This is a genomic window from Vibrio sp. BS-M-Sm-2, assembly GCF_041504345.1.
Lineage (GTDB): Bacteria > Pseudomonadota > Gammaproteobacteria > Enterobacterales > Vibrionaceae > Vibrio > Vibrio satsumensis.
Genome location: NZ_CP167894.1, coordinates 2284942 through 2308481, shown reverse-complemented (window position 1 = coordinate 2308481; position 23540 = coordinate 2284942). Strand labels below are relative to the sequence as shown.

At 44.8% G+C, this 23540-nt stretch carries 20 protein-coding genes; 10 read left to right on the top strand and 10 right to left on the bottom strand.

Features of this window, described 5'->3' with window-relative positions:
- Window positions 1–5: 5 nt before the first annotated feature.
- The gene (gene mpl, locus AB8613_RS10565; protein ID WP_285953139.1) at window positions 6–1364 is read right to left on the bottom strand and encodes a UDP-N-acetylmuramate:L-alanyl-gamma-D-glutamyl-meso-diaminopimelate ligase; all 1359 of its coding nucleotides are present in this window, start codon (window positions 1362–1364) and stop codon (window positions 6–8) included.
- A 270-nt stretch (window positions 1365–1634) separates the two neighbouring features.
- On the opposite strand from mpl, the gene fbp reads away from it, so the two are divergent.
- Window positions 1635–2645, top strand: a complete 1011-nt coding sequence (fbp, locus tag AB8613_RS10560) for a class 1 fructose-bisphosphatase (protein WP_060983522.1) — start codon at window positions 1635–1637, stop codon at window positions 2643–2645.
- A gap of 92 nt (window positions 2646–2737) precedes the next feature.
- Here fbp and AB8613_RS10555 read toward each other — a convergent pair whose 3' ends face one another.
- The 4 genes from AB8613_RS10555 to AB8613_RS10540 form a co-directional block, all read right to left on the bottom strand.
- Window positions 2738–3094 (bottom strand): DUF2799 domain-containing protein, encoded by a 357-nt coding sequence (locus AB8613_RS10555; protein ID WP_372383809.1) that lies wholly within the window; start codon window positions 3092–3094, stop codon window positions 2738–2740.
- Window positions 3095–3175: 81 nt separating this feature from the next.
- Window positions 3176–3532, bottom strand: coding sequence for a gamma-glutamylcyclotransferase (locus AB8613_RS10550; protein ID WP_285953138.1), 357 nt, complete (start codon window positions 3530–3532; stop codon window positions 3176–3178).
- Between the two features lie 49 nt (window positions 3533–3581).
- Complete coding sequence (locus AB8613_RS10545) at window positions 3582–7340, bottom strand: translocation/assembly module TamB domain-containing protein (protein WP_285953137.1); 3759 nt, start codon at window positions 7338–7340, stop codon at window positions 3582–3584.
- Window positions 7337–9049 (bottom strand): autotransporter assembly complex family protein, encoded by a 1713-nt coding sequence (locus AB8613_RS10540; RefSeq protein ID WP_146489827.1) that lies wholly within the window; start codon window positions 9047–9049, stop codon window positions 7337–7339. Before AB8613_RS10540 ends, AB8613_RS10545 begins: the two co-directional genes overlap by 4 nt.
- 195 nt (window positions 9050–9244) lie before the next feature.
- On the opposite strand from AB8613_RS10540, the gene msrA reads away from it, so the two are divergent.
- Complete coding sequence (msrA, locus tag AB8613_RS10535; protein ID WP_372383808.1) at window positions 9245–9874, top strand: peptide-methionine (S)-S-oxide reductase MsrA; 630 nt, start codon at window positions 9245–9247, stop codon at window positions 9872–9874.
- A gap of 109 nt (window positions 9875–9983) precedes the next feature.
- Here msrA and AB8613_RS10530 read toward each other — a convergent pair whose 3' ends face one another.
- Window positions 9984–10184, bottom strand: a complete 201-nt coding sequence (locus AB8613_RS10530; RefSeq protein WP_019821424.1) for a DUF1107 family protein — start codon at window positions 10182–10184, stop codon at window positions 9984–9986.
- A gap of 253 nt (window positions 10185–10437) precedes the next feature.
- Here AB8613_RS10530 and AB8613_RS10525 point away from each other — a divergent pair, with 253 nt between their 5' ends.
- From AB8613_RS10525 to AB8613_RS10495, 7 genes are all read left to right on the top strand, one after another.
- Window positions 10438–10989 carry a YtfJ family protein gene (locus AB8613_RS10525; protein ID WP_372383807.1) on the top strand — a complete coding sequence of 184 codons (552 nt, stop codon included), beginning with the start codon at window positions 10438–10440 and terminating at the stop codon, window positions 10987–10989.
- A 90-nt stretch (window positions 10990–11079) separates the two neighbouring features.
- Complete coding sequence (locus AB8613_RS10520; RefSeq protein WP_372383806.1) at window positions 11080–11370, top strand: DUF2607 family protein; 291 nt, start codon at window positions 11080–11082, stop codon at window positions 11368–11370.
- A gap of 41 nt (window positions 11371–11411) precedes the next feature.
- A complete protein-coding gene (locus AB8613_RS10515; protein WP_372383805.1) occupies window positions 11412–12188 on the top strand; it encodes a DUF2796 domain-containing protein in 777 nt (258 codons plus the stop codon).
- A 139-nt stretch (window positions 12189–12327) separates the two neighbouring features.
- Entirely contained in the window at window positions 12328–13044 is a 717-nt protein-coding gene (locus tag AB8613_RS10510; protein ID WP_146489831.1) for an ABC transporter ATP-binding protein, read from the top strand.
- Window positions 13041–14300 (top strand): ABC transporter permease, encoded by a 1260-nt coding sequence (locus AB8613_RS10505; protein ID WP_146489832.1) that lies wholly within the window; start codon window positions 13041–13043, stop codon window positions 14298–14300. The genes AB8613_RS10510 and AB8613_RS10505 overlap by 4 nt, the downstream gene beginning before the upstream one ends.
- 14 nt (window positions 14301–14314) lie before the next feature.
- Entirely contained in the window at window positions 14315–14830 is a 516-nt protein-coding gene (locus AB8613_RS10500; protein WP_061019147.1) for a DUF3299 domain-containing protein, read from the top strand.
- Between the two features lie 351 nt (window positions 14831–15181).
- Window positions 15182–16090 carry a TIGR03899 family protein gene (locus AB8613_RS10495; RefSeq protein ID WP_146489833.1) on the top strand — a complete coding sequence of 303 codons (909 nt, stop codon included), beginning with the start codon at window positions 15182–15184 and terminating at the stop codon, window positions 16088–16090.
- Window positions 16091–16256: 166 nt separating this feature from the next.
- Here the strand turns inward: AB8613_RS10495 and cysC are convergent, their stop codons facing one another.
- From cysC to cysD, 4 genes are all read right to left on the bottom strand, one after another.
- A complete protein-coding gene (cysC, locus tag AB8613_RS10490) occupies window positions 16257–16877 on the bottom strand; it encodes an adenylyl-sulfate kinase (protein WP_146489834.1) in 621 nt (206 codons plus the stop codon).
- Window positions 16878–16901: 24 nt separating this feature from the next.
- A complete protein-coding gene (locus AB8613_RS10485; RefSeq protein ID WP_285953132.1) occupies window positions 16902–18626 on the bottom strand; it encodes an SLC13 family permease in 1725 nt (574 codons plus the stop codon).
- 65 nt (window positions 18627–18691) lie between these two features.
- Window positions 18692–20122 (bottom strand): sulfate adenylyltransferase subunit CysN, encoded by a 1431-nt coding sequence (gene cysN, locus AB8613_RS10480; protein WP_372383804.1) that lies wholly within the window; start codon window positions 20120–20122, stop codon window positions 18692–18694.
- An 18-nt stretch (window positions 20123–20140) separates the two neighbouring features.
- Window positions 20141–21049, bottom strand: a complete 909-nt coding sequence (gene cysD / locus AB8613_RS10475; protein ID WP_146489837.1) for a sulfate adenylyltransferase subunit CysD — start codon at window positions 21047–21049, stop codon at window positions 20141–20143.
- A gap of 450 nt (window positions 21050–21499) precedes the next feature.
- Here cysD and AB8613_RS10470 point away from each other — a divergent pair, with 450 nt between their 5' ends.
- Window positions 21500–23476, top strand: coding sequence for a bifunctional 2',3'-cyclic-nucleotide 2'-phosphodiesterase/3'-nucleotidase (locus AB8613_RS10470; protein ID WP_372383803.1), 1977 nt, complete (start codon window positions 21500–21502; stop codon window positions 23474–23476).
- The last annotated feature ends 64 nt before the right edge of the window (window positions 23477–23540 follow it).

The following is a 23540-nucleotide window of genomic DNA, read 5'->3' as shown; positions in this document are numbered from 1 at the left end:
TGCCGTTAGCCTTTGAGTGCCAATCCATCCAACAGTTTTTGGTGAATACCACCAAAGCCACCATTACTCATTACCAAGATTTGGTCACCCGCTTGTGCCTCTGAGACAATTTTAGCAACGAATGCATCCATGTCATCACTCACGTGTGCAGGTTGGTGACAAGCGTCTGCAACATCTTGAACCGACCAATCAATGTTACCCGGTTGGAATAAGTAGGTAGAATCCGCCTGCTTCAACGAATCAGCCAAGGTTTCTTTGTGCACACCACGTTTCATGGTGGCAGAACGAGGCTCTAAAACGGCAATGATCTTCTTAGTGTCGACCTTATTACGTAACCCGCCTAGCGTAAGTTCAATCGCCGTTGGGTGATGAGCAAAATCGTCATAAACAGAAACACCTGCCACCTCGCCTTTAAACTCCAAGCGGCGCTTAGTGTTAATGAAAGTAGCTAGTGATTCACACGCTAAGTCAGGAGTCACACCTACGTGTCGTGCAGCTGCTATCGCCATCAAGGCATTGTTTACGTTGTGGTCGCCCACTAAATCCCAGTTTACCGTTCCAACACATTCATTTTGGAAGTAGACCTCAAATTGAGAGCCGTCTTTGACTAACTTCTTAGCATCCCAATCGCCTTGCTCGCCGCTTGATTCAGTCTCACTCCAACAGCCACGAGATAGAACATCTTGAATAGCCACATCTTGTTTAGGTGAGAAAATACGGCCATTGCTTGGCACAGTGCGCACTAAGTGATGGAACTGACGTTTAATCGCCTCAAGATCATCGAAGATGTCCGCATGATCGAACTCTAGGTTATTCATGACCAAGGTTCTTGGGTGGTAATGGACGAACTTAGATCGTTTATCGAAAAAAGCACTGTCATATTCGTCAGCTTCGACCACGAAGAACATGCTTTCACCAAGGCGAGCAGAGATACCAAAGTTACCCAACACACCGCCAACTAAAAAGCCCGGTGCATAGCCACAGTCTTCCAAGACCCAAGCCAGCATGCTTGATGTCGTGGTCTTACCATGCGTTCCCGATACCGCCAACACCCAACGGTCATGCAGCAAGAATTCTTGCAACCACTGAGGGCCAGAGGTGTATCTAAGATTGTTATCCAATACATACTCAACACACGGGTTACCACGGCTCATCGCGTTACCGATAACCACGAGATCCGGCCTTGGCTCGAGTTGGCTAGGGTCGAACCCTTCAATAATGTCAATCCCTTGAGATTCCAACAAAGTGCTCATTGGTGGGTAAACATTCGCGTCACTACCGGTAACCTTGTGACCTAGTTGACGAGCCAATACCGCAGCACCACCCATAAAGGTGCCACAAATTCCTAAGATATGAATATGCATAAATTGCTTCCAAACGCTTGGCTAAATAAACGATGCCCTAATTAAAACGGCTTGCACTCATTATCATTAAATAGCGGTTAAAAGCGAGCGGCAATGCAAAACAAATTTAGTCGACATAGTAAGTGAGATCTGCGTCGCTTAGTTCATTACCATTAAAAAGATCTAGCCTTTAGAATTTAGGTAAGCGTCTAGATGAATAAAGCCCGTACAAGAGGCCAATTCTATAGTGCTCAAATCCCCCTAATATTCAGAGAAGTTTAAGGAAATAACATGTCTGAGATGCGCACCCTTGGTGAGTTCATTGTTGCAAAACAAAATGACTTCCCCCATGCAAGCGGTGATCTATCATCCCTTTTGTCATCAATTCGTCTTGCTGCAAAAATTGTTAACCGCGAAATTAACAAGGCAGGTCTTGTCGATATTACTGGCGCTGTTGGTACAGACAACGTTCAAGGTGAAGAGCAACAAAAGCTAGACCTGTACGCTAACGACAAATTTAAAGCCGCACTTGAAGCCCGAGACCAAGTTTGTGGTGTCGCGAGTGAAGAAGAAGACGAAGCCGTCGCCTTCAATAAAGAGCTCAACAAAAACGCAAAATACGTTGTACTGATGGATCCACTTGATGGTTCTTCAAACATCGATGTGAATGTATCGGTTGGTACAATTTTCTCAATCTACCGCCGAGTATCACCGATTGGTACTCCACCAACACAAGAAGATTTCCTACAACCTGGACACAAGCAAGTAGCTGCGGGTTACGTAATTTACGGTTCTTCAACCATGCTTGTTTACACAACAGGTGCTGGCGTAAATGGCTTCACCTACGACCCATCACTGGGTACCTTCTGTCTATCTCATGAAAACATGATGATCCCTGACGAAGGTAAGATTTACTCAATCAACGAAGGTAACTACATTCGTTTCCCTACAGGTGTTAAGAAGTACATCAAGTACTGTCAGGAAAGCGAACCAAGTGATAATCGTCCTTACACTTCTCGCTACATTGGTTCTCTTGTCTCTGATTTTCACCGTAACCTACTTAAAGGCGGCATCTACCTGTACCCAAGTACAGAAAGCCATCCTCAAGGCAAGCTGCGTCTATTGTATGAGTGCAACCCAATAGCCTTCATAATGGAGCAAGCTGGTGGTATCGCCTCCGATGGTGCCCAACGCATCATGGATATCAAACCAACAGAGCTACACCAACGTGTACCTTTCTTTGTCGGTTCGAAGAGCATGGTAAAAAAAGTAGAAGAGTTTCTTGAGCTTAACCCAGACTAAACCATTCGTTTATTTATAAAATTAACGTCATCAAAAAAGCCAGCATTCATATGCTGGCTTTTTGTTGTTCGCTGCGTTAAACAATCACCGAATTATTGAACGCTATACTTTGATTCAGCACCACGTTCGTAGTTGAAACGGAACCATTTATCGACGTCGTCACAAATCCCAAGGTAAGTCTCACCACGGCGCCCTAGCGCTCTCGGGTTTTGAGAACAATACTGAGTTTTACCCATTTCATAACCCTGACCATAAGCGCCATATAAGTCTGCATCAATGGATGGTGAAGACGCGGCTTCAGCCAAACTTGCTTCAGTCTGCTTGATTTTTCCTTTTAGCGCCATTTCTTCGCCAAAGCTCTGCCAATCGGCTGTGTTCATTGACGTTGGTGGCGGAGTTTGCGCACAACCAAATAACATTACTGATAGCACCAATAATAGATATTTCATAATTTCCTCCTAGTGGAAAAGACTAGCCTGTACATTGAGACTTTTAGCTATTGCGTCAGAATGCTTCCAGTAGTTCATTCACTATAGCGGGTTGTTCTGCTTACACCAGTCACCCGAAAGTATTTCTTTATTAGCTGTTAGATCAAGCTGATATAAATATACCCATGCTAATCCAAATATAGTCTCTATTTGCTCGCGACGATACTCAACAGGAACATCTTCTAGCCGATCGAGCGACTCCAAAATTTCGTCGTTAATGATATAGACCTCGCCAGCGACACTTTTCTTTCCGAAAATCATCGCCGGATACGCAACTAAATCAAAAAGTGCGTATTCCTCAGGTGTGTCAAACCTTCCTAAACACTCACACTGTTTTAAATAGTGGTGGTTCGATTGGTCTTTTCTCAATGTCCCATAAACAAAAATGAGGTGCTGCATACTCACTCCCTAGCATTCGTCATCCGCTAATCAATCACCGCTCAAAGTGTTACTCAAATTCAAATTGATAGAGAAGATCCACAGCACTGTCTAGACCCGATACTGCCTCAACGTAGAGATCCTGCATCAATCGATAACGAACGGTAAACTCGCCTAACGAGTTAAAGATACCCACACCATATTTCACCTGTAAACCTGGGAGAATATAGCCGCTTACCGTAACCTGAGAGTCATCCCCAGAGCCTGCTGTATCCAGTTGTAAATCTTGTACACCAAAGGCTTCGCCGATTTCGCCAACAACCTTACCACTCTTCGCCAAACTCAAACCGATCAAGGTTGTTGTCATCGAACCGCTCGACTCACCATCGATATCTTGGCCACGCAAAATATAAGACAGCGCGTTCGCTTGTGGCATCGCTGGATCAGAGTAAATCTCGATGGTCGGCTCTGTCGCAGGGCCTGTCACTCGAATACCTGCGGTCACATCATCCTGAGTATTATCAGGGTTACGAATCGCATTAATGGCTACATATGGCTGATCCGGTGGACCATTCATTAGAATTTTACCCTCTTCGATCAAGAGGTCTTGCCCGAATGATTGGTAAGTACCATCGACGATATTCACTTCACCAGTGATGAATGGGCCTTGGTCTTTTTGAGCTACATTGAGCTTACCAACCAAGTCGCCTTCAAGACCGAAGGCAGACAATTTAAAGTCATCACCAATGGAGATATTAATATTGGTCATCACATTGAATGGGATCGTATCTTCACTTTCAGGCTCAAGATCTTTGTTCAATATCACCTGATCGGAAGACACACCAACCGCTGACGGTGGTAAGTCTTCTACCACAATTCGTCCCCATGGTAGTGCTATGTCACCCGTAATTTTTGCCAGCTCGGGCGTGACATCAATAGTCATATCAGGTACGACCTTAACCTTGACCATCGGCGGGATATCAACCATCAACTCATCGGCAAAAACTCTAACGTTAGAGTGCCATGCTTTAAGATCTTGCCAATCTCCGGTTCCCTCAATATCAAGATGACCGTCAGGCGTTTCTACATTCGCATCCAGTTTTGCACTATAACCATCAAAGTCGAGATCGATACGGCCATCTTTCACATCAACAGGCGTCACATCGCCTTTGACTTGAATACCATCAACCGAGAACTGACCAAAAACTTGAGGGTGCATCAAAGAGCCTTTAACTTGAAGAACACTCTCAAGGTCAGCTTTCAATAGGCTGTACTCACCTAGGATTGGTTGCAAGAAATCGAGGTGGAACGTAGTCAGCTTAATTGCAGCATCGACCATTTTGTCTTCGACAAGAATATCCGGTAGCGACACCGTTCCAGACAGATCACCATTGTCGGAAACATCCAAATTAAAATCGGCATCCAGTTTGTTGTCTTTTAGCTGGGCATTCAATGCAACACTTTCCCAACCCAGTGTGATTGGCTCGCCAACTTGTTGAACAACCTGACCTTTCGGCATATCAACGCTTACCGTAACCTCAGGCTCACCTTGTTCAGACCACTTGGCATGAGCTTTAACATTCACTAAACCTTGCAGTTGCGTCTCTTTAGGAACAAAGGCTTTGATCTGCTCGAAGTCGAACTGGTTGATTGCAATCTTGGCCTCACCTGATTTTCCGGCGCGGATATCCTCATCCAGACACACACTCGAACTAGATTGTTTCCAACAGTGAGCTTGAACGTCGGCAAACTGCTTATCGACATCCGCCTTTATCGCGACAGGCTGGTCTAATACCCAAGGCCCCTGCTGAGTGGTGATTTTGACTCTGTCTAACGAGCCATCCCAAATAAGAGAAGGCTTCTGAATCAATTCTCCAGAGATAGCCAAGCTAGTCGACACGATGTCGGATATCACATCAAGTGTCACTGTGTGTTTCTTTTCGCCACCACTCACCGTAAGATCAATGCTTTCCACGCTTTGATCTTGATAGGTTAGGTTCTTAGCTTTTAATACAAGATCGGCTTGAGCTTCAGGCAATGGTAGGGGAACCACCGAACCATTAAGCGATAGGGATTCTAGTGTTGCTTCGTTATTCCAATCGACCTTATCAACATTAAGTGCAAGATCGACTTCAGGCTCTTTCGTGGGGCCGCTAAGTTGGATGTTACCAATCACTTGTCCTTTCAAGTCTGGAACACTTTTCACCAGCTCAGGGAAGTAAATATCAACGCCCATATCCCATTGCTTATCAAGCTGTCCCTGTGCCTTAATCGAGTTAACACCATGAGCCAAGCTCAAGCCGCTGGTTTGCAGTTTAGGCTCACCACTTGCACTACGATCCGACGCTGACAACTGACCTTCGATGTCCAACGGGTAATCACGCAAGATACCCTCGATATCAAGCTTAGGTAGCTCAATCGCCCAACCGCCCGCTTCCGTCAACTCACCCGAGGTGACTATGCTTCCGCTAATGTTACCCTCGGCTTCTGGCCACTGTAGGCCCGGTTGAATATCTTTGAGTGTCACGTCAGCTTGCCAGTTAACGAGACTCTTCCAGTTCGCTTTAACGACACCGTTAAGTTCACCGCCTAGCGTGTTCAGCTTTAGACGCTCGAGCTCAATCTGCTCAGTGGTACCTTTACCCTGTAGGTCGATGGCTAACGCAGGAATATCCTTACCATTAGCTTCGCCTTTGAGCTGCACATTAAAACCATCTAATGAGCCATTGGCTTTGAATTTATCAATTGCAGCTTGGTAATCGCTTTTTCCGGTAAGAGGCCATTGCGCTTTACCTCCCTCTAAAAGAAGGTCAAATGGTAGAGTTGGCTCTAGGGGTTGAATATCCCCAGACAGTTTTGCCTCAATCGATTCAGAAAACTGAGAATCTAGATGCAGTTTAGCCACGCTGCCTTGCGCCTTCAGCGACAGTTTCTGGCCAGCAAGGTCGGTTTCTTTCACCAAAGCATCTAAAGAAAGATCTAACGGGTAACCACCTTTAAGCTCAACCTTAGCCGCAAGATTAGCGCTTGCTTGTGGCATATCGAGGTCTAGAGTGGAAACATCTACCGTATGTTTACCTGCTCGAGCTTCTAGCCCAAGGTGGTTCACTACAATTGGGGTTTCTTGTTCTAAGGTGAAACGGTTGAGGTCAAAACGCTCCAGTACAACCTGTAAAGGAATCCAGACTTCAGGCAGCTCGATCGCTGTTTTAACGGTTGATTCTGGCTCTACCTTTTCGGTTTGCGGTTCTTTTGTCGACTCAGCAAGCTTAACTTTGAGGTCATTGAACAAGGTTGGCGATACCGTCAGCTTTTCACCCTGCATACTCAGAGCTGTGGAGAACAAGCTCCATTCAATTTCATGCCCCAAGATATTCAGTTTGATATCAGACAAAGCAATACGGTTGATCACTATTGGTAGTGGTGTTTTCACCGATGTTACGGGCGGTGTAGGCTCTGCTTCTTCTGTAGAAGCTGGCGGTAATTCAGTAAATGCGAAGTCCAACCCTTGAATAGCTAAACGATCGACACACAGCTTAGGATCGAGCAGACAGCGTGGATTAATAGCCAAGTTCAGCTTTTGAACCTTAGTATCGATATGAAGGCTATCATCTTTGAACTGGACATTATTAAGCGTAAAGCTTGGAAAAAGAGCGCCTTTAGTACTTTCCACTTTAAGTTGTGGCAATGCTTTTTCAGCGCCCCACAGCACGGTGTTCAACCCCGGATTGGTGAACAAAACAAAACCGAGCAAGGCTATCAACAATAGCAAAATAGACGTCAATGAAATCGAAGTCCATTTTATGCACTTACCCACAACGTTAATCATAATTCAGGCCCTAAACTAAAGTGCAGTTGGAACTCATCGCCTTTCTTCGCATCTAGGCCCCAAGCAAAGTCTAAACTCACAGGACCTACAGGAGAGGCCCAACGCACCCCGACACCGGTGCCGTGCTTCCACTCTGGCTTATCATTGAATGCATCACCAATATCGTAGAATGCAGCACCCCACCAGTTTCCAACTAAGCGGTATTGGTATTCAAACGAGCTGGTTGCCATGTATTTTGCGCCGGTTAGTGCGCCACTTTCATCTCGAGGAGAGATAGACTCATAGCCATAACCACGAATGCTATTATCACCACCAGCAAAGAATCTTAGAGAGGGAGACAGCTTTTCAAACTCGTCGGCAAAGTTACCGCCGAATTGAAGGCGAGTTAAACCGCGGTGATTATTACCAATGCTGCGAATCCATGCTGTTTGCCCTTGAAAACGCACCACCTTAGTTTCCGATAATAAGGTGTCATCAGCAGCCTCAACCATAATGGTTTGTTTATCGCCCCACATCGGCATCGACCCACCACGCGTTCGAGTTCGCGAGAAAGAGATACCCGGCAACACGAATTGCGCTAAGTCATCTTGCAAACCTTGTTCATAGTTTTCGACCAAGTATCGAATAAATACAGTACGTTGCCAGCCATTATCCAGACGCCAATATCTTTCTAAGGCTAAGTTTGACTCCAAACTTTTGGTATCTCGATTATCCAAATTCTTCATACCGTACTTAATTTGATAGTAGTCATTAAGCACGTCATCCAATGGGATTTTATAAGTCGCGGTAATCGTCTGCTCGGGCTTGGAGATCGACAGGCTACTATTAAAGCTATGACCTTTCTCGTTAACCCAAGGTTTCTTCCATTTTAGGGTGCCTTTTACACCAAGGTCTGTTGATACACCGATACCTGTTTCGATTTGGTTACGCGCTTGCGGAGCAAGGCTGACCTTCATCGGAATTTCACGGCCTTCGCCCAATTGGCTTAAATCAGGTTCAACAAAAACAGAAGAAAACCAATCCGTATTGGACAGGTTTTGGTTGTACTCACCGACTTTGGTTATCGAGTAAGGTTCGCCATCCTCAAATGGTTTGAGTGACTGCACCTTATCTTCTTCAATCTGGCTACCAGTAACCTGAGTGGTACCAAAGTGGTAGCGTATACCACTGTTATAATGAAGACGAACATAAGCTCGGTTTAATTCAGGGGCGACTTCTAGCTTACTGAGAGCATATGCCCCATCGAAATAGCCTTTCGCTAAGCCAAGGTTGCGTATCGACGATTTCAAAGAGTCATAATTACCATGATTCAAAATCGAACCTTTGGACAACTTACTCTTGGCAATCAAGGCTAAAAAGTCTGGATCATCTTTGGCTTCACCAGTCAGAACGATATCGGAAGTATAGATAACAACAGGCTCTCCCGCCTCAACCGTAACGGTCAACTCGGTATCATCTTCGGAGTGAGTAAACGTGATAATAGGTTGGTAGTAGCCTAACGCATTCAGGGCTTCTTTTATCATAGATTCCAAGCGAGACTGGAACCTTAATGAAACCGAATACTCTTCTTCAGGGATCGCACTAAGATAAGCATCAACATTATCCTCAAGCGCTCCATCCAGCCCTTTAATTTCAAGGGAAACATCAGCGAAAGCGAGCGTCGATGACAGTAGAGTGCCAATCAGAACTGGTAAAGTTTTTCTTATCATGTTTAATGGGTGAAGAAGTTATCAATACGTTAATAAGTGAAAAGAAATAATACCGCTAAAAAAGCATTGAGTCTGTAATAAATCCTGGAATAACACGGTCTAATTTAAAGACTTATTCAATCTTGACCAACCGTTAATATGAACCCACAGTAAATAAAAGCCAGCGCGGTAAACGTATGCGAAAAGGAATATAACATGCTAAACAAACAACAACTGGTTTCTGCAGCAACCGCACTACCGGGAAATGCTGACCCAATTCGAATCACTGAGCGCCATTTCGTTAACCAAACCGACCTGCTCGATACGCCTACGGGCTCTCAACAAGAAGTCCTGTTTGGTATGGGATGCTTCTGGGGAGCTGAGCGTTTGTTTTGGCAATTGGATGGCGTTATTTCAACATCCGTTGGTTACGCTGGCGGATACACAGCTAACCCCACTTATGAACAAGTATGTACTGGGCAAACCGGCCATACCGAAGTCGTTCGTGTCATATTTGATAGTGAACAAACCTCTCTAGCTCGAATACTTGAAACCTTTTGGGAGCGTCATGACCCAACTCAAGGAATGCGCCAAGGCAACGATTTAGGGACTCAATACCGTTCCGCGATTTACACCTTCAGTGAAGAACAACAATCTATCGCTGAGCACTCTAAACGTGAATATCAACGAGCAATAACTGAATCTTTAGGCAACGAGATCACGACGGAAGTTCTGCCTGCTGGAAAATATTTTTTCGCAGAAACCTACCACCAGCAATACCTAGCTAAAAATCCAAATGGGTATTGCGGGTTGGGTGGCACCGGTGTCTGCTTCCCTCCACAATAAAGTACAGCTCGACATACCAGCGAGAACGACACGCATTAAAAAAGGGCTTCCATTAAGAAGCCCTTTTCATTGTTAATCTATTCGGTGTAAACAAATCGATAAAGCGCAGTTACACCGGCAACGCTGCAATAGTACCGTTAACTTCTTTAAAAATAGTGAGCTTTTGTTTGTCTGAAACTTCAGGAAGAAGCACCTTGCCTTGGTCGAAGCGAAACTCCCCAACACCTTCAATAGCAAATTGGCCTTTGAACAGGACTTTAACGAAACGCGCCACTTGATGTGGACGGTAAGTAGAAAACTTTCTTAACATAATACAACCTCAATTCCATTTGAGTACTACAGTCACATACCTGAACAGCATCACTATTCAAAGCAGATTTAATCGCTAATTCCTTTAGCAAACAGCAAGATAATCTATTGTTCATCTCGATATTGATGCATTATACCTTTCGGTAACAAGCCTGCAACTTCTTTCCACGCCGTACGATAAAAAAGTTAAAGAGGCATTTTTCAAATTTCATATTATACTTCCTGTGCAAACCAATAAGCGGAACAAAAATATAATGAAAAACAAAACTCTACTGGCTTTTTTAGCCGCAGCCTCTCCACTCTTCGCCAATGCTCACAACCTATCTGTAGGTGCAACTCTGCCTGCTGTCGATGTTAGCAGTTATGGTGAAATCGTACTAAACGACGGAAACACCGGATATCAAGCTTGGGCAACCAACAATCTCCTAGGTAAAGTTCGTGTCGTTCAAGCTATTGCAGGTCGCAGCAGCTCTAAAGAGCTAAACGCACCATTGATGGCCGCCATTACCGCCTCGAAGTTCTCAGAAGACAGCTACCAAACCACCACCATCATCAACCAAGATGATGCTATCTGGGGTACGGGTTCTTTTGTTAAATCGTCAGCAGAAAGTAGCAAAGAAGAGTTTCCATGGTCTTCTATGGTTCTAGATGAAGACGGCGCCGTTGCGTCATCTTGGGCTCTGAAAGAAGAAAGCTCAGCGATTATCGTTCAAGACAAGCAAGGTAAAATCTTGTTTGTTAAAGAAGGTGCATTAAACGAAGCAGAAGTCACTCAAGTCATTGAATTGATTAAAGCGAGTCTTTAATAAGATATTCGCGTCTTTTTCGAGACCTAACCAAAGGATATTGTTATATTATAACAGTATCCTTTTTTAATTCTGTGGTTAATCATCCTGATGTGGCAAAAAACACCTAACAATGTGAAACGCAAAACAGGCTTCTTGCTTGGGCTTATGCTCATGTTAAGCGTGTTAGCCGCAACGCACATAGTAGATATCGCACCAGAACACCACACCTCACACCATTGTGAGCTGTTTTCGATAAATCAGTTTATTACGGCACACTCACTTCCACAGATCCCAGAGTTCCATTCGGAATTTACTGTCGCTATCACAGAGTCAGTTATTTCGTTACAACGCCTATATTTCGCTTATTTGGCACGCTCACCTCCTGTAAATATCGCTTAATTACCACTACTTTTTAATTAACCTTTATTCAGGAAAAAAACATGAAACCTACTATCTTAGCCGTTGTTATCGGCATGACTGTCTCTGCTAGTGTTCTAGCTAACGAAGAATTCCGCTCTCACGAAGCACACGTGCACGGTAAAGTTGAAGTGAACATCGCTCAAGATGGACAAGAGCTACTTGTTGAAGTGACAGCACCCGGTGCTGATGTGGTTGGCTTTGAGCATGCTCCAGAAACGGCTGAGCAAAAGAAAGTGTTTGAACAAGCTATCGCGCAATTAAACAAGCCAGAAGATCTATTTGGTTTCAATAATGCAAGTTGTACTCTGAAGTTCAAGTCAGTGACTAACACCTTGGAAGGCGATCATGATAACCATGAAGGCCATGACCATGCAGAACACGATCATAACGACCACAAAGGCCATGACCACGCAGAGCACGATCATGACGACCACAAAGGCCATGACCACGCAGAACACGATCATGATGACCACAAAAGCCATGACCACGCAGAACACGATCATGATGACCACAAAGGCCATGACCACGCAGAACACGATCATGACGACCACAAAGGCCATGACCATGCTGAGCACGATCATGATGACCACGAAGGCCATGACCACTCAGAAGGCGGCCACGGTGAGTTCACTGTCGAGTACCACTACCAATGTTCTGACATTGAAAAACTGGATACCGTGAATACTCAGTGGTTCTCTAAGTTCAGCAACACAAAATCAATGACTGTAAACCTGCTAACTGACAGTGCTCAAATTCAAGAAGTGCTTAACGCAGATCGTATTAGTTTTCGATTCTAATTAGTATTAGATTGAATTAAACGTAGATAAGCAGCCAAGTAAGTGTTCACTTACTTGGCTGTACAAACCGGTGTGCTCTGGGAATTTATTATTCTGATAACTGTCCAGTAGAGACACCGCTTTAATTATTGGAGCTAATATGTCTTTTGACAGTTCATCACTTGTGGTCAAACTCGAAAATATCAGCTTTCGTTGGAAGCCTGAATTGCCCCCAACGCTAGAGATCACCTCACTGCATATCCAAGCCCAAGAGCACCTTTTCATCAAAGGGCCTAGTGGTTGCGGGAAATCAACATTGTTAGGGTTACTGACCGGAATCAACCAAGCTGAACAAGGCGAAGTATCTATCCTTGGCCAAGATCTCACACAGCTAACACCTCGCCAGAGAGACAAATTCAGAGCCGATCATATTGGTTATATATTCCAACAATTTAACCTGCTTCCTTACTTGTCAGTCATCGACAACGTGACGCTTCCTTGTCAGTTTTCTAAGATTCGTAAGCAGCAAGTCACTAAAAGTCAGAACAGCCTGCAAGCCACCGCTCAAGAGTTGTTGCTCAGATTAAAGCTACCTCAAGCTCTCATGGACAAGCCCGTTACCGAGTTGAGTATTGGTCAACAACAACGTGTTGCTGCCGCTCGTGCTTTGATCGGCCAACCCAAAATCATTATTGCCGACGAACCGACATCAGCTCTGGATCATGACAACCGAGAAGCCTTTATCGAACTGTTGCTAGAACAAGCGAATCAGGCGGGTTCTACCTTGATCTTTGTTAGTCACGATCCAACACTAGAAAAACTGTTCACTCGAACCATAGATTTAAAAACCGTTAACCAAGCTAAGGTTGTCGTATGAAAGTAATTACTCACTTAGCCTTAAAAAGCGTACTCAACCGTAAAGCCACAGCCATTCTGACTATTCTCACCGTGGCGGTGTCAGTGATTCTCTTGCTCGGTGTGGAACGTGTAAGAACCGAAGCTAAGAGCAGCTTTGCGAATACGATTTCAGGTACTGACCTTATCGTCGGTGGCCGCTCAGGTCAGGTAAACCTGCTGCTTTATTCCGTATTTCGAATCGGTAATGCGACCAACAACATCGACTGGAAAAGCTATGAAGAATTTAGCCAGCACAACGCTGTAAAGTGGGCGATCCCAATCTCATTGGGTGATTCACATAAAGGCTTCCGCGTAATGGGCACTAACCATAGCTACTTCGAGAATTATCGCTATGGAAGTAAGCAACCACTTACTTTTCAGCAAGGTAAAGAGTTTAATCAGCTATTTGATGTCGTGATTGGTGCCGATGTCGCGAAGAAGTTAGATTACAAGATTGGTGATCACATCATTCTGGCGCACGGTATCAGTGATGTCGCCTTCAGTCGCCACGACAATCTGCCCTTCACCATTGTCGGAATACTCGCGCCAACCGGCACACCAGTAGATAAAACGGTGCATGTTTCGTTAGAGGCCATTGAAGCGATTCACGTTGGTTGGGAATCGGGAGCTAACCTCGGGCACACACCGGATGCTGAAGCGCTAAAGCAACGTGACTTCCAACCAAAGCAGATTACCGCGATGATGATTGGCCTTAACTCGAAGATCCAAACCTTCGCACTGCAACGAGAAATCAATAACTACCGCCAAGAACCTTTGAGCGCCATTATGCCGGGCATTGCACTTCACGAATTGTGGGGAATGATGGCAGTGGCAGAGCAAGCACTGCTGATTGTTTCAGGGTTTGTTGTAGTCGCGGGACTGCTAGGGATGCTGAGTAGTCTACTCACTAGCTTGCAAGAAAGACGTCGAGAGATGGCCATTCTGCGTGCGATGGGTGCCAGACCTCGTCATGTGTTTGGTTTACTGATCAGTGAAGCCAGTGCGCTAACCTTCCTTGGCATTACATTAGGTGTTGCGGTGTTGTTTGCTCTGATCGCAGTGGTTGCTCCTATTGTGCAACAAAGTTATGGTATCAACATATCGATATCCGCAATCACACCTCATGAGTGGAAACTGCTTATGTTGGTGCAAGTTGCCGGAATCATTATCGGCTTTATTCCCGCTTTCAGGGCTTACCGTCAGTCATTATCTGATGGCATGACCATTCGAATCTAAAATAGGAACCTACGATGCAACGCAAATTCCTCCTGATATTTGGGCTACTTCTGTTCCCATTTATCAGCACAGCTCACGCTGAAACCACTCAGAACGACGAATCGGTGTTAACACTTGATTGGATTGATTTGATTCCAGAATCAGAGCGTGCTCAACTAGATTCATTTGGCATGCCGATGGTTGACCACAATAGTATGGACAAACCTCAACAATCGACACTTGGTGCTGTTCGCCCAGAACTGAATGGCAGCACAGTAAAGATTCCTGGTTTTGTGATTCCATTGGAAGGTGATGAGAATATGATCACTGAGTTTCTGCTAGTACCCTACTTTGGCGCATGTATCCACGTACCACCGCCACCACCGAACCAAATCATCTACGTGAAGTTCCCGAAAGGTGCACCAATACAGCAGTTATGGGATGTGATTTATTTAGTCGGTACGCTGAAAACTGAGTCGATCAGCCATGACTTAGCGCAAACCGGTTATCTTATTGAAGGTACTGCGATTGAAGAATATGACGACATGTAGTCATTAGAAGGGTGGCTCAAGGATGAGCTGCCGTCACTGAACGAGTGATATCATTCAATAACAGTTTAATAACGATAATTTTCTTCTGAATTACGCAATGTAATTAGATAAGTAAGCTAGCACAGCGACATAAGTCGCGAGTAATAACCCTATACAAAGCTGTTTCTTCAGCTTGTTATCATTGACTTGATTCATAACTCCTCCTTGAGAACTACAACAAATTTAACATTTTATTATCATTAGCAACAGTAAAATTTTGTTGAAACCTTCAACTCTGCACGCAAAATCTAGCCACCAATAAGATAAAGAGTTACATTTTAGACAGTTAAGTCGTTTCCTTAGGGTACTCTTATGTCAGAAACCAAACAGCCAGTGATCATCGAGCATGCTAGCGATACACAGCACAAGCATGAGAAAAAGCCTCATATTGCCGACAGTGCCAGCAGAATGCTGCACATCGCACAAAGCTTCGGCCTCGATTCTTTAATTAGTCACAATGCAAAGCCAAACGATAGAGGTGAGAGTACCCTTATCGAACGGGCACTATTGCGAGAGAAAAAACGTAGAGAGCTTCGCCAAAAGAACCTAGAACAGATTCTAAAGTTGGCGCACTCTTCATGTAAGGATGAAGCGGCTGGAGACCCGGATCAGGACTGGCTGTACCGCTTTTTCGATATGGCACAAGAGATCCACAATACATCGATGCAAAGGCTATGGGCTCAAGTACTGAAACGAGAGGTCACTAACCCAGGCTCGACGTCGATGAAGGCGCTTCAGATCTTAAAAGACATGACGCCAAAGGAAGCACTGACCCTACAAAGAGCTGCATCACTGGGTTGTAGCTTTGGTAGCGATAACAGCAGAAAGCTCTTACTCGGCTTCAAATCTCACGCAGGACTATTTAGTTTTGGCAAAAGGGACACCACCAACACCATCAACCTTGGTGGGCATAACCTTCCCTACTCTAGTCTGCTCCATTTGATTGAACTCGGTATCATTCTGGGCACTGAGTTAGAGTCTGGAGAAATTGATTTCGATCCAGCTCTGCACCTAACCTATCAAGGTAAGAGTATGTCACTGGCACCGTTATCAAAAGGGGTGAAGCTGGTTTACTACCGATTCAGCCCAACAGGTAATGAGCTTTGTACCTTACTTGGCAACAAGCCAAACACGCAGTATTACGACCAATTGATTGCGCTATTAAGCCAAAAATTCACGGTTCAGACAGAAGTAAAAAGCAGCGTGAATTACACCGTCTAGACAATCGACGGTGTAAAAAATAGACGGTGTAAAAAGTGAAGTGTATTGAGAAGAATAAAGAGAATCTAAAAGGTAGGTTTCTTGTCTCGGTAAACCAAGGCTGCACTACTTATCAGTCATGAATAAAACGATAAGCAAGTTGGCAGCCTTAGTCATACCAACGATCTCAATTGGCTAAAATATTTCGCTTCTCCAACGCATCAATACACAACTCTACCAATTCATCGATCGTCTTCTCTCCTGCTGGTAGATCAATCTCAGGGTTCTCTGGCGCTTCGTAAGTCGAACTAATCCCTGTGAAGTTAAGAATTTCTCCCGCACGTGCTTTCTTATACAAACCTTTAGGGTCACGCTGTTCGCAAACCTCTAATGGCGTATTAACGAACACCTCAAGAAACTCGCCTTCAGGTAATAAATCTCGCACAAGTTGTCGTTCCGCTTGATGTGGAGAAATAAAAGCAGACAGCACAATTAAGCCTGCATCTGCCATCAATTTAGCAAGCTCGCCAATACGACGAATATTCTCTCGACGATCTTGTTCAGAGAAGCCAAGGTCGCTACATAAGCCATGACGCACATTGTCACCATCCAATAAGTAAGTATGGTAACCAAGCTGTGCCAAGCGATTTTCTAATGCTCCAGCGACTGTCGATTTACCAGAACCAGACAACCCCGTGAACCAGAGCACGGCTGGCTTTTGTGATTTCAGATCCGCGCGAAATGTTTTATCAATCGAGTGTTGATGCCACACAACATTCTCATCTTTAGGTTTGAGTACTGCGGTCATAATTAGTCCTTTAAATAAACAGCATTAAAATGGGAAAAAATAAGGAATTAGGGTCAATACCAAACCCGAATAAACAATCGAGATTGGAATACCAATACGTAGATAATCCGTTAAATGGTAATTACCTACGCTATAAACAAGTAAGTTGGTTTGGTAGCCGTATGGAGAGATAAAACTGGCACTGGCACCAAACAGTACCGCCATAATGAACGGCATAGGGTCAACTCCATAGCCTACTGCCATACTGTAGCCAATCGGAAATGAGAGTGCTGCGGCCGCATTATTGGTCACCAGCTCAGTCAGAACCAAGGTCATAAAGTAGGTCGCAACTAACGCACCGAATACGCCCCAACCATTAAATGCCTCCATGAACATCAGCCCCATGCGCTCAGACAAACCCGATGAAATCATCAGTTGGGCAATAGAAAGTGCAGACCCCACGATCACTACAATATCGACTGGGAAACGGCGGCGGAGCTCACCCAGCTGTACCACGCCAAATGCCACCAGCAACAGTAGAAAACCAGCTAAGCCTTTGATAATTGGCACTGCGTCAACCAGAGCGAGGCCAATCACACTGGCAAAACCAAGCAACACGAACGTCGACTTATCTGCATCAAGCTTGGCACTCGAATCTAAGTCATTCATCAACACAAACTCTTTGTTGTGTTGCTGACGCTGCTCTTCAAAGCGTTTGCCGGGAACCAAAATCAAAGTATCACCAGCGGTCAATATGATGTTTCCAAGACCACCTTCAAGGCGTTCATGGCCACGACGAATAGCAACCACAACCGCATCGAAACGGTCTCTAAACTGACTGGTTTTTAATGTTTTATTACAGAAGCTTGCCGACGAGCTCACTACAACTTCAACAAAACTCTGACCATTCAAATGATGCTGACCAAACAGGGTTAAACCTTGAATTTCTTGTAGTGTCGCCACACTCTCGACATCGCCACAAAACAGCAATCGATCACGAGCTTGAAGAATAAAATCAGGGTCAATCGATGCCGTGGTCTTACCGTCGCGAATCACTTCTGCTAAGAACAGTTTTCTCAATGCTCGAAGGTTATTCTCACTTACACTACGGCCAACTAGCGGTGAGCCCGGCTCCACTCTTGCTTCTAAGAAGTAAGGCAGATCGTCCTGCGACCCATCATCGTAGCTGGGTAAGAAATAGCTCAGAGGGATAAGGATCAATACGCCACCGACCAAAACCGCTAAACCGATCAAGGTAGGTGTGAAAAAGTTTAAGCTTGGCAAACCCGCATCTTCAACAAAGCTATTGATGATCAAGTTGGTAGAGGTGCCGATCAATGTCAGGGTTCCACCTAAAATGGCAGCGTATGACAAAGGGATAAGTAGTTTAGATGGCGCATGTTGTTGATTACGTTTGATCGCTCCGATCAAAGAAACAACCACCGCCGTATTATTAGTAAAAGAAGAAAGTAACGCTGTGGAAATACCTAACTTCGCAACCACAGTACCTAGCCTACCTTCAGAGATATTGCGGCTAACCCAGCTGATTAAGCGAGTTTTCTCCAACGCACTTGATGCGAGGATCAGAAGAATTAAAGTCAGTAATGAGGAGTTAGTGAAATTATTGGCTAAGCTCGACAAGTCGATCATACCAGCCATAAAAGCAATAAACGCCGCGCCAGCAAAGATAAAGCTTGGCTTAATACGGGTAACGAGCAGGCAAGTAATGATGCCGAGCAAAATCGCTAATACAAATCCTTGTTGCCACATATACCCGTCCTTTATGGCGGAAACGATCGGTTTCCGCCTGATTCAATAAGCTGTTACTTGGTCGTTTATGACTTCAGTAGTTGGCTTAAATCTTTGGCATCCCAATGAGGGAAATGTTTGCGAACCAATGCGTTGAACTCAAGTTCAAATGCAGAGAAGTTACCGACTTGCTGTTCAACAGAGTCCAAACGGTCTCGAATCAAACCCGCACCAACCGTCACGTTGGTTAGTCGGTCGATAACGATGAAACCACCGGTATCAGCACTCTCACGGTATTTATCCAGCGCGACAGTCTCGTTCAGTGACCATTCACACAAGCCAATGCCATTCAGTGGCAACTCATCGACAGCGTGAGTCGACAGGTTGTTGATGTCATATTGGTGACGAACCGTTTCAACCTGACCGACAGTTTTCTTGCCTGCGATCTTGATGTCGTAAGCTTTGCCCGGTTGCAACGGTTGCTCTGTCATCCACACGATGTCAGCCAATACGTGGTTAGTAGATTCAATCTGAGCGTTTTCCAGCACAATCAAATCACCGCGACTGATATCGATCTCATCTTCAAGGGTCAGCGTTACCGCTAAACCCGCTTGCGCAGATTCCAAATCACCATCAAAGGTCACAATGCGTGCAACTTTAGAGGTTTTGCCAGACGGCAGCGCCTTGATTTCATCACCGACACTCACGCGGCCAGAAGCCACAGTGCCTGCAAAACCGCGGAAGTCTAAGTTAGGGCGGTTTACGTACTGAACTGGGAATCGGAATTCACCTGCAGAACGTTTTTGGTCGATGTCGACATTCTCTAACACTTCTAATAGAGATGGGCCTTCGAACCATGCTAGTTCTTTACTTGGTGCAGCAACGTTGATGCCTTCAAGCGCTGAAACTGGCAAGATCTGAATGTTAGTTTCGCCTTCTAGGTTTTCAGCAAACTCTAGGTATTCATCGCGAATTTCTTCAAAACGATCTTGTGCGTAATCCACGAGATCCATCTTATTTATAGCGACAATGAAATGCTTCAAACCAAGCAGGTTAGAAATAAACGAGTGACGACGTGTTTGATCCAGAACGCCCTTACGAGCATCAATTAAGATCACCGCTAGATCACAGGTTGAAGCACCTGTTGCCATGTTGCGCGTGTACTGCTCATGCCCTGGAGTATCAGCAATAATGAACTTACGTTTTTGAGTCGAGAAGTAACGGTAAGCCACATCGATCGTAATTCCTTGCTCACGTTCAGCCTGCAGGCCATCAACAAGCAGTGCCAAATCAGGTTTCTCACCTGTCGTACCCACTCGTTGGCTATCCGAGTGAACGGCTGCTAGCTGATCTTCATAAATCTGTTTTGTATCATGGAGCAAGCGACCGATTAACGTACTTTTACCGTCATCTACCGAGCCACAAGTTAAAAATCTAAGCATAGATTTATGCTGATGCTGACTTAGATAACCTTCAATCCCTAGTTCAGCCAATTCGGCTTCTACTGCACTATTCATTTTTCTTTCCTTAGATTCTTAGAAATAACCTTGGCGCTTTTTCAGCTCCATAGAGCCCGACTGATCATGGTCAATCGCTCGACCTTGACGCTCACTAGACGTCGCCACCAGCATCTCTTCAATAATGCCTGTTAGCGTATTCGCCTCAGATTCAACCGCTCCGGTTAGTGGGTAACAGCCTAAAGTACGAAAACGAACGCTTTTCTCTTCAATTACTTCACCTTCTTGCAGCTCCATTCGCTCATCATCAACCATGATCAGCATGCCATCACGCTCAACAACTGGGCGTTTATCAGAAAGGTAAAGTGGAACGATATCGATACTCTCTAGATAGATGTATTGCCAAATATCCAGTTCAGTCCAGTTTGACAGAGGGAATACGCGAATGCTTTCGCCCTTATTTACCTGACCGTTGTAGGTGTGCCACAACTCTGGACGTTGGTTTTTTGGGTCCCATGTGTGGTTCTTATCGCGGAATGAGTAAACACGCTCTTTCGCTCGAGATTTCTCTTCATCACGACGCGCACCACCGAAAGCAGCATCGAACCCATACTTGTTTAACGCCTGCTTAAGGCCCTGAGTTTTCATGATGTCAGTGTGCTTCGAAGAACCATGTACGAATGGGCTACAACCCATCTCGATACCTTCAGGGTTCTTATGTACTAAAAGGTCAAAACCATACTTTTCTGCTGTGCGGTCACGAAACTCAATCATCTCGCGGAATTTCCAATCCGTATCAACGTGTAATAATGGGAATGGAATCTTGCCTGGGTAAAACGCTTTGCGAGCTAAATGAAGCATCACAGAAGAATCTTTACCGATGGAGTACATCATCACTGGGTTATCAAACTCAGCCGCCACTTCACGGATAATATGAATACTTTCCGCTTCGAGCTGTTTTAAGTGGGTTAAACGTTCTTGGTCCATTTCAGTGCTTCCTTTAAGGCTCGCGTTACGAGCAATTCATTACTTGGTCTTGCCAAGCATGGGATTTAACTCATCCACTTGAGTGAATGGGAGTATTGGCACTAGAAGAAAACAGAAGCTTCGTGTTGAGCTATCCTTGCTATTCATCTGCCTGATACGTCCTTGATATAGGCATTATGACGAGCCTCTCATATTACTGGAAATTCTAAAATTTCATTTTTTATTCGAAAAGCTGATAAGGGATTGAATTTATCGATAAGCAAGTGAAATGAATGGACTAATATAATTGATACCAATTGCGCATCGATTGAGCAGCTTTGGGAGGCGTCTTGCAGAACACCATAAAGTAATCGATCTAAGTCACGAATTAACATTCGTTGTAATCATTGTTTCATTCCATTTTGTTACATTACGCAACGAATTTTCTACTATCCACTTTGGAGCTACAAAATGAAAGTTGCAATGAAACCTTTGTCATTGGCTGTACTTGCGGGTCTTGGTTTGACTCTAGCAGGCTGTACAACAACACCAGATACCGATGAAGTGATTAAACTACGTGTCGTAGAGACAACGGACATCCATACCAACCTAATGGATTACGATTACTACAAAGACAAGCCATCGAAAAAAATCGGCTTAGCACGTACTGCAACTTTAGTAAAAGAAGCTCAAAACGAAGTAACCAACAGCGTATTAGTTGATAACGGTGACTTGCTGCAAGGTAGCCCAATGGGTGACTACATGGCAGACAAAGGCATCGTTGCAGGTGAAGTTCACCCTGCATACAAAGCAATGAACCAACTAAGCTATGACGCAGCAAACATCGGTAATCACGAATTCAACTACGGTCTTGAGTTCCTAGAAGAGTCTATCAACGACGCTGATTTCCCATACATCAGTGCTAACGTTTACGACGCAGAAACCAAAGAGCACTACTTCACGCCTTACATCATCAAGACACACACGTTTGAAGATACAGCTGGCGTAGAACATGAGATCAAAGTGGGTTACATCGGTTTCGTTCCACCACAAATCATGACGTGGGATAAGAAGAACCTTGAAGGTAAAGTTACTGCTCGTGACATCATTGAAACCGCTAACGAGTTAGTGCCTCAAATGAAGGCTGAAGGTGCAGACGTTATCGTTGCAATCCCTCACTCTGGCGTGTCTCAAGACCCATACAAAGCTGGCGAAGAAAACTCTACGCTTTACCTTTCTGAAGTAGAAGGCATTGATGCTATCGCATTCGGTCACTCTCACGCGGTATTCCCAGGTAAAGGATTCGACAACATCCAAGGTGTTGATAACGAAAATGGCACCATGAACGGTGTTGCGGCAGTCATGCCAGGTCGTTGGGGTAGCCACGTGGGTGTTATGGACTTAACACTTGCACAAAAAGACGGTAAGTGGGAAGTGGTTAAAGGCCAATCAGAAGCACGCCCTATTTACGACAAGGTTGAGAAAAAATCGCTTGCTGCAGCTGATGAAGGCATCGTAACAGCACTAGAAAAAGACCACGCAGGTACGCGTGAGTTTGTTAACCAACCAATTGGTAAAGCAGACGATGTGATGTACAGCTTCCTATCTCTAGTACAAGACGATCCAACAGTACAAATTGTTAACCTTGCACAAAAAGATTACGTTGAGCAGTTCATCCAAGGCGATCCTGACCTAGATGGTACGCCAGTACTTTCAGCAGCTGCACCATTCAAAGCGGGCGGTCGTAAGAATGACCCAGCTAACTTCACTGAAGTTGAATCTGGTCAACTGACATTTCGTAACGCAGCTGACTTGTACCTTTACCCGAACACTCTAGTGGCGATGAAGGTAACAGGTCACGAAGTAAAAGAGTGGCTTGAGTGCTCTGCTGGTCAATTCAACCAGATCGACGTGAACTCAACTGCACCACAACAGCTGATCGAGTGGGATAACTTCCGTACTTACAACTTCGATGTTATCGACGGTGTTGATTACCAAATCGACGTAACTCAACCTGCGAAATACGATGCAAACTGTAAAGTGGTTAACCCTGACTCACAGCGTATTGTTGGTCTAACTTACCAAGGTAAGCCAATCGACATGAAGCAAGACTTCCTGATCGCAACCAACAACTACCGTGCATACAGTGCTAAGTTCCCAGGTACAGGTGAAGATTTCATCGCATTTGATGCACCAGATGAGAACCGTACTGTTCTTGCAAACTACATCTCTCGCGTAAGCAAAGAGCAAGGTCAAGTAAGCCCAACTGCTGATAACAACTGGTCATTTGCGCCAATCAAAACAGATAACAAGCTAGATATCCGCTTTGAAACATCGCCAAGCGAGAAAGCAGCAGAGTTCATCAAAGAGAAGGGTCAATACCCGATGAAACGTGTTGCGACTGACGATGTTGGTTTCGCTGTTTACCAGATTGACCTAACTAAATAGATTACCCAAGTAATTAATAGTTAACCTTCTAAAGGCTGAGTCTCACGACTCAGCCTTTTTGTTT

Bases quoted from the DNA above. Each gene is read 5' to 3' on its own strand.
- AB8613_RS10550 (WP_285953138.1), bottom strand. From the start codon at position 3,532: ATGCAGCACCTCATTTTTGTTTATGGGACATTGAGAAAAGACCAATCG.
- cysC (WP_146489834.1), bottom strand. From the start codon at position 16,877: ATGACCGCAGTACTCAAACCTAAAGATGAGAATGTTGTGTGGCATCAA.
- AB8613_RS10510 (WP_146489831.1), top strand. From the start codon at position 12,328: ATGTCTTTTGACAGTTCATCACTTGTGGTCAAACTCGAAAATATCAGC.
- AB8613_RS10495 (WP_146489833.1), top strand. From the start codon at position 15,182: ATGTCAGAAACCAAACAGCCAGTGATCATCGAGCATGCTAGCGATACA.
- AB8613_RS10540 (WP_146489827.1), bottom strand. From the start codon at position 9,049: ATGATAAGAAAAACTTTACCAGTTCTGATTGGCACTCTACTGTCATCG.
- AB8613_RS10555 (WP_372383809.1), bottom strand. From the start codon at position 3,094: ATGAAATATCTATTATTGGTGCTATCAGTAATGTTATTTGGTTGTGCG.
- AB8613_RS10545 (WP_285953137.1), bottom strand. From the start codon at position 7,340: ATGATTAACGTTGTGGGTAAGTGCATAAAATGGACTTCGATTTCATTG.
- AB8613_RS10505 (WP_146489832.1), top strand. From the start codon at position 13,041: ATGAAAGTAATTACTCACTTAGCCTTAAAAAGCGTACTCAACCGTAAA.
- AB8613_RS10515 (WP_372383805.1), top strand. From the start codon at position 11,412: ATGAAACCTACTATCTTAGCCGTTGTTATCGGCATGACTGTCTCTGCT.
- fbp (WP_060983522.1), top strand. From the start codon at position 1,635: ATGTCTGAGATGCGCACCCTTGGTGAGTTCATTGTTGCAAAACAAAAT.
- AB8613_RS10520 (WP_372383806.1), top strand. From the start codon at position 11,080: ATGTGGCAAAAAACACCTAACAATGTGAAACGCAAAACAGGCTTCTTG.
- AB8613_RS10485 (WP_285953132.1), bottom strand. From the start codon at position 18,626: ATGTGGCAACAAGGATTTGTATTAGCGATTTTGCTCGGCATCATTACT.
- msrA (WP_372383808.1), top strand. From the start codon at position 9,245: ATGCTAAACAAACAACAACTGGTTTCTGCAGCAACCGCACTACCGGGA.
- AB8613_RS10530 (WP_019821424.1), bottom strand. From the start codon at position 10,184: ATGTTAAGAAAGTTTTCTACTTACCGTCCACATCAAGTGGCGCGTTTC.
- mpl (WP_285953139.1), bottom strand. From the start codon at position 1,364: ATGCATATTCATATCTTAGGAATTTGTGGCACCTTTATGGGTGGTGCT.
- cysD (WP_146489837.1), bottom strand. From the start codon at position 21,049: ATGGACCAAGAACGTTTAACCCACTTAAAACAGCTCGAAGCGGAAAGT.
- AB8613_RS10500 (WP_061019147.1), top strand. From the start codon at position 14,315: ATGCAACGCAAATTCCTCCTGATATTTGGGCTACTTCTGTTCCCATTT.
- AB8613_RS10470 (WP_372383803.1), top strand. From the start codon at position 21,500: ATGAAAGTTGCAATGAAACCTTTGTCATTGGCTGTACTTGCGGGTCTT.
- AB8613_RS10525 (WP_372383807.1), top strand. From the start codon at position 10,438: ATGAAAAACAAAACTCTACTGGCTTTTTTAGCCGCAGCCTCTCCACTC.
- cysN (WP_372383804.1), bottom strand. From the start codon at position 20,122: ATGAATAGTGCAGTAGAAGCCGAATTGGCTGAACTAGGGATTGAAGGT.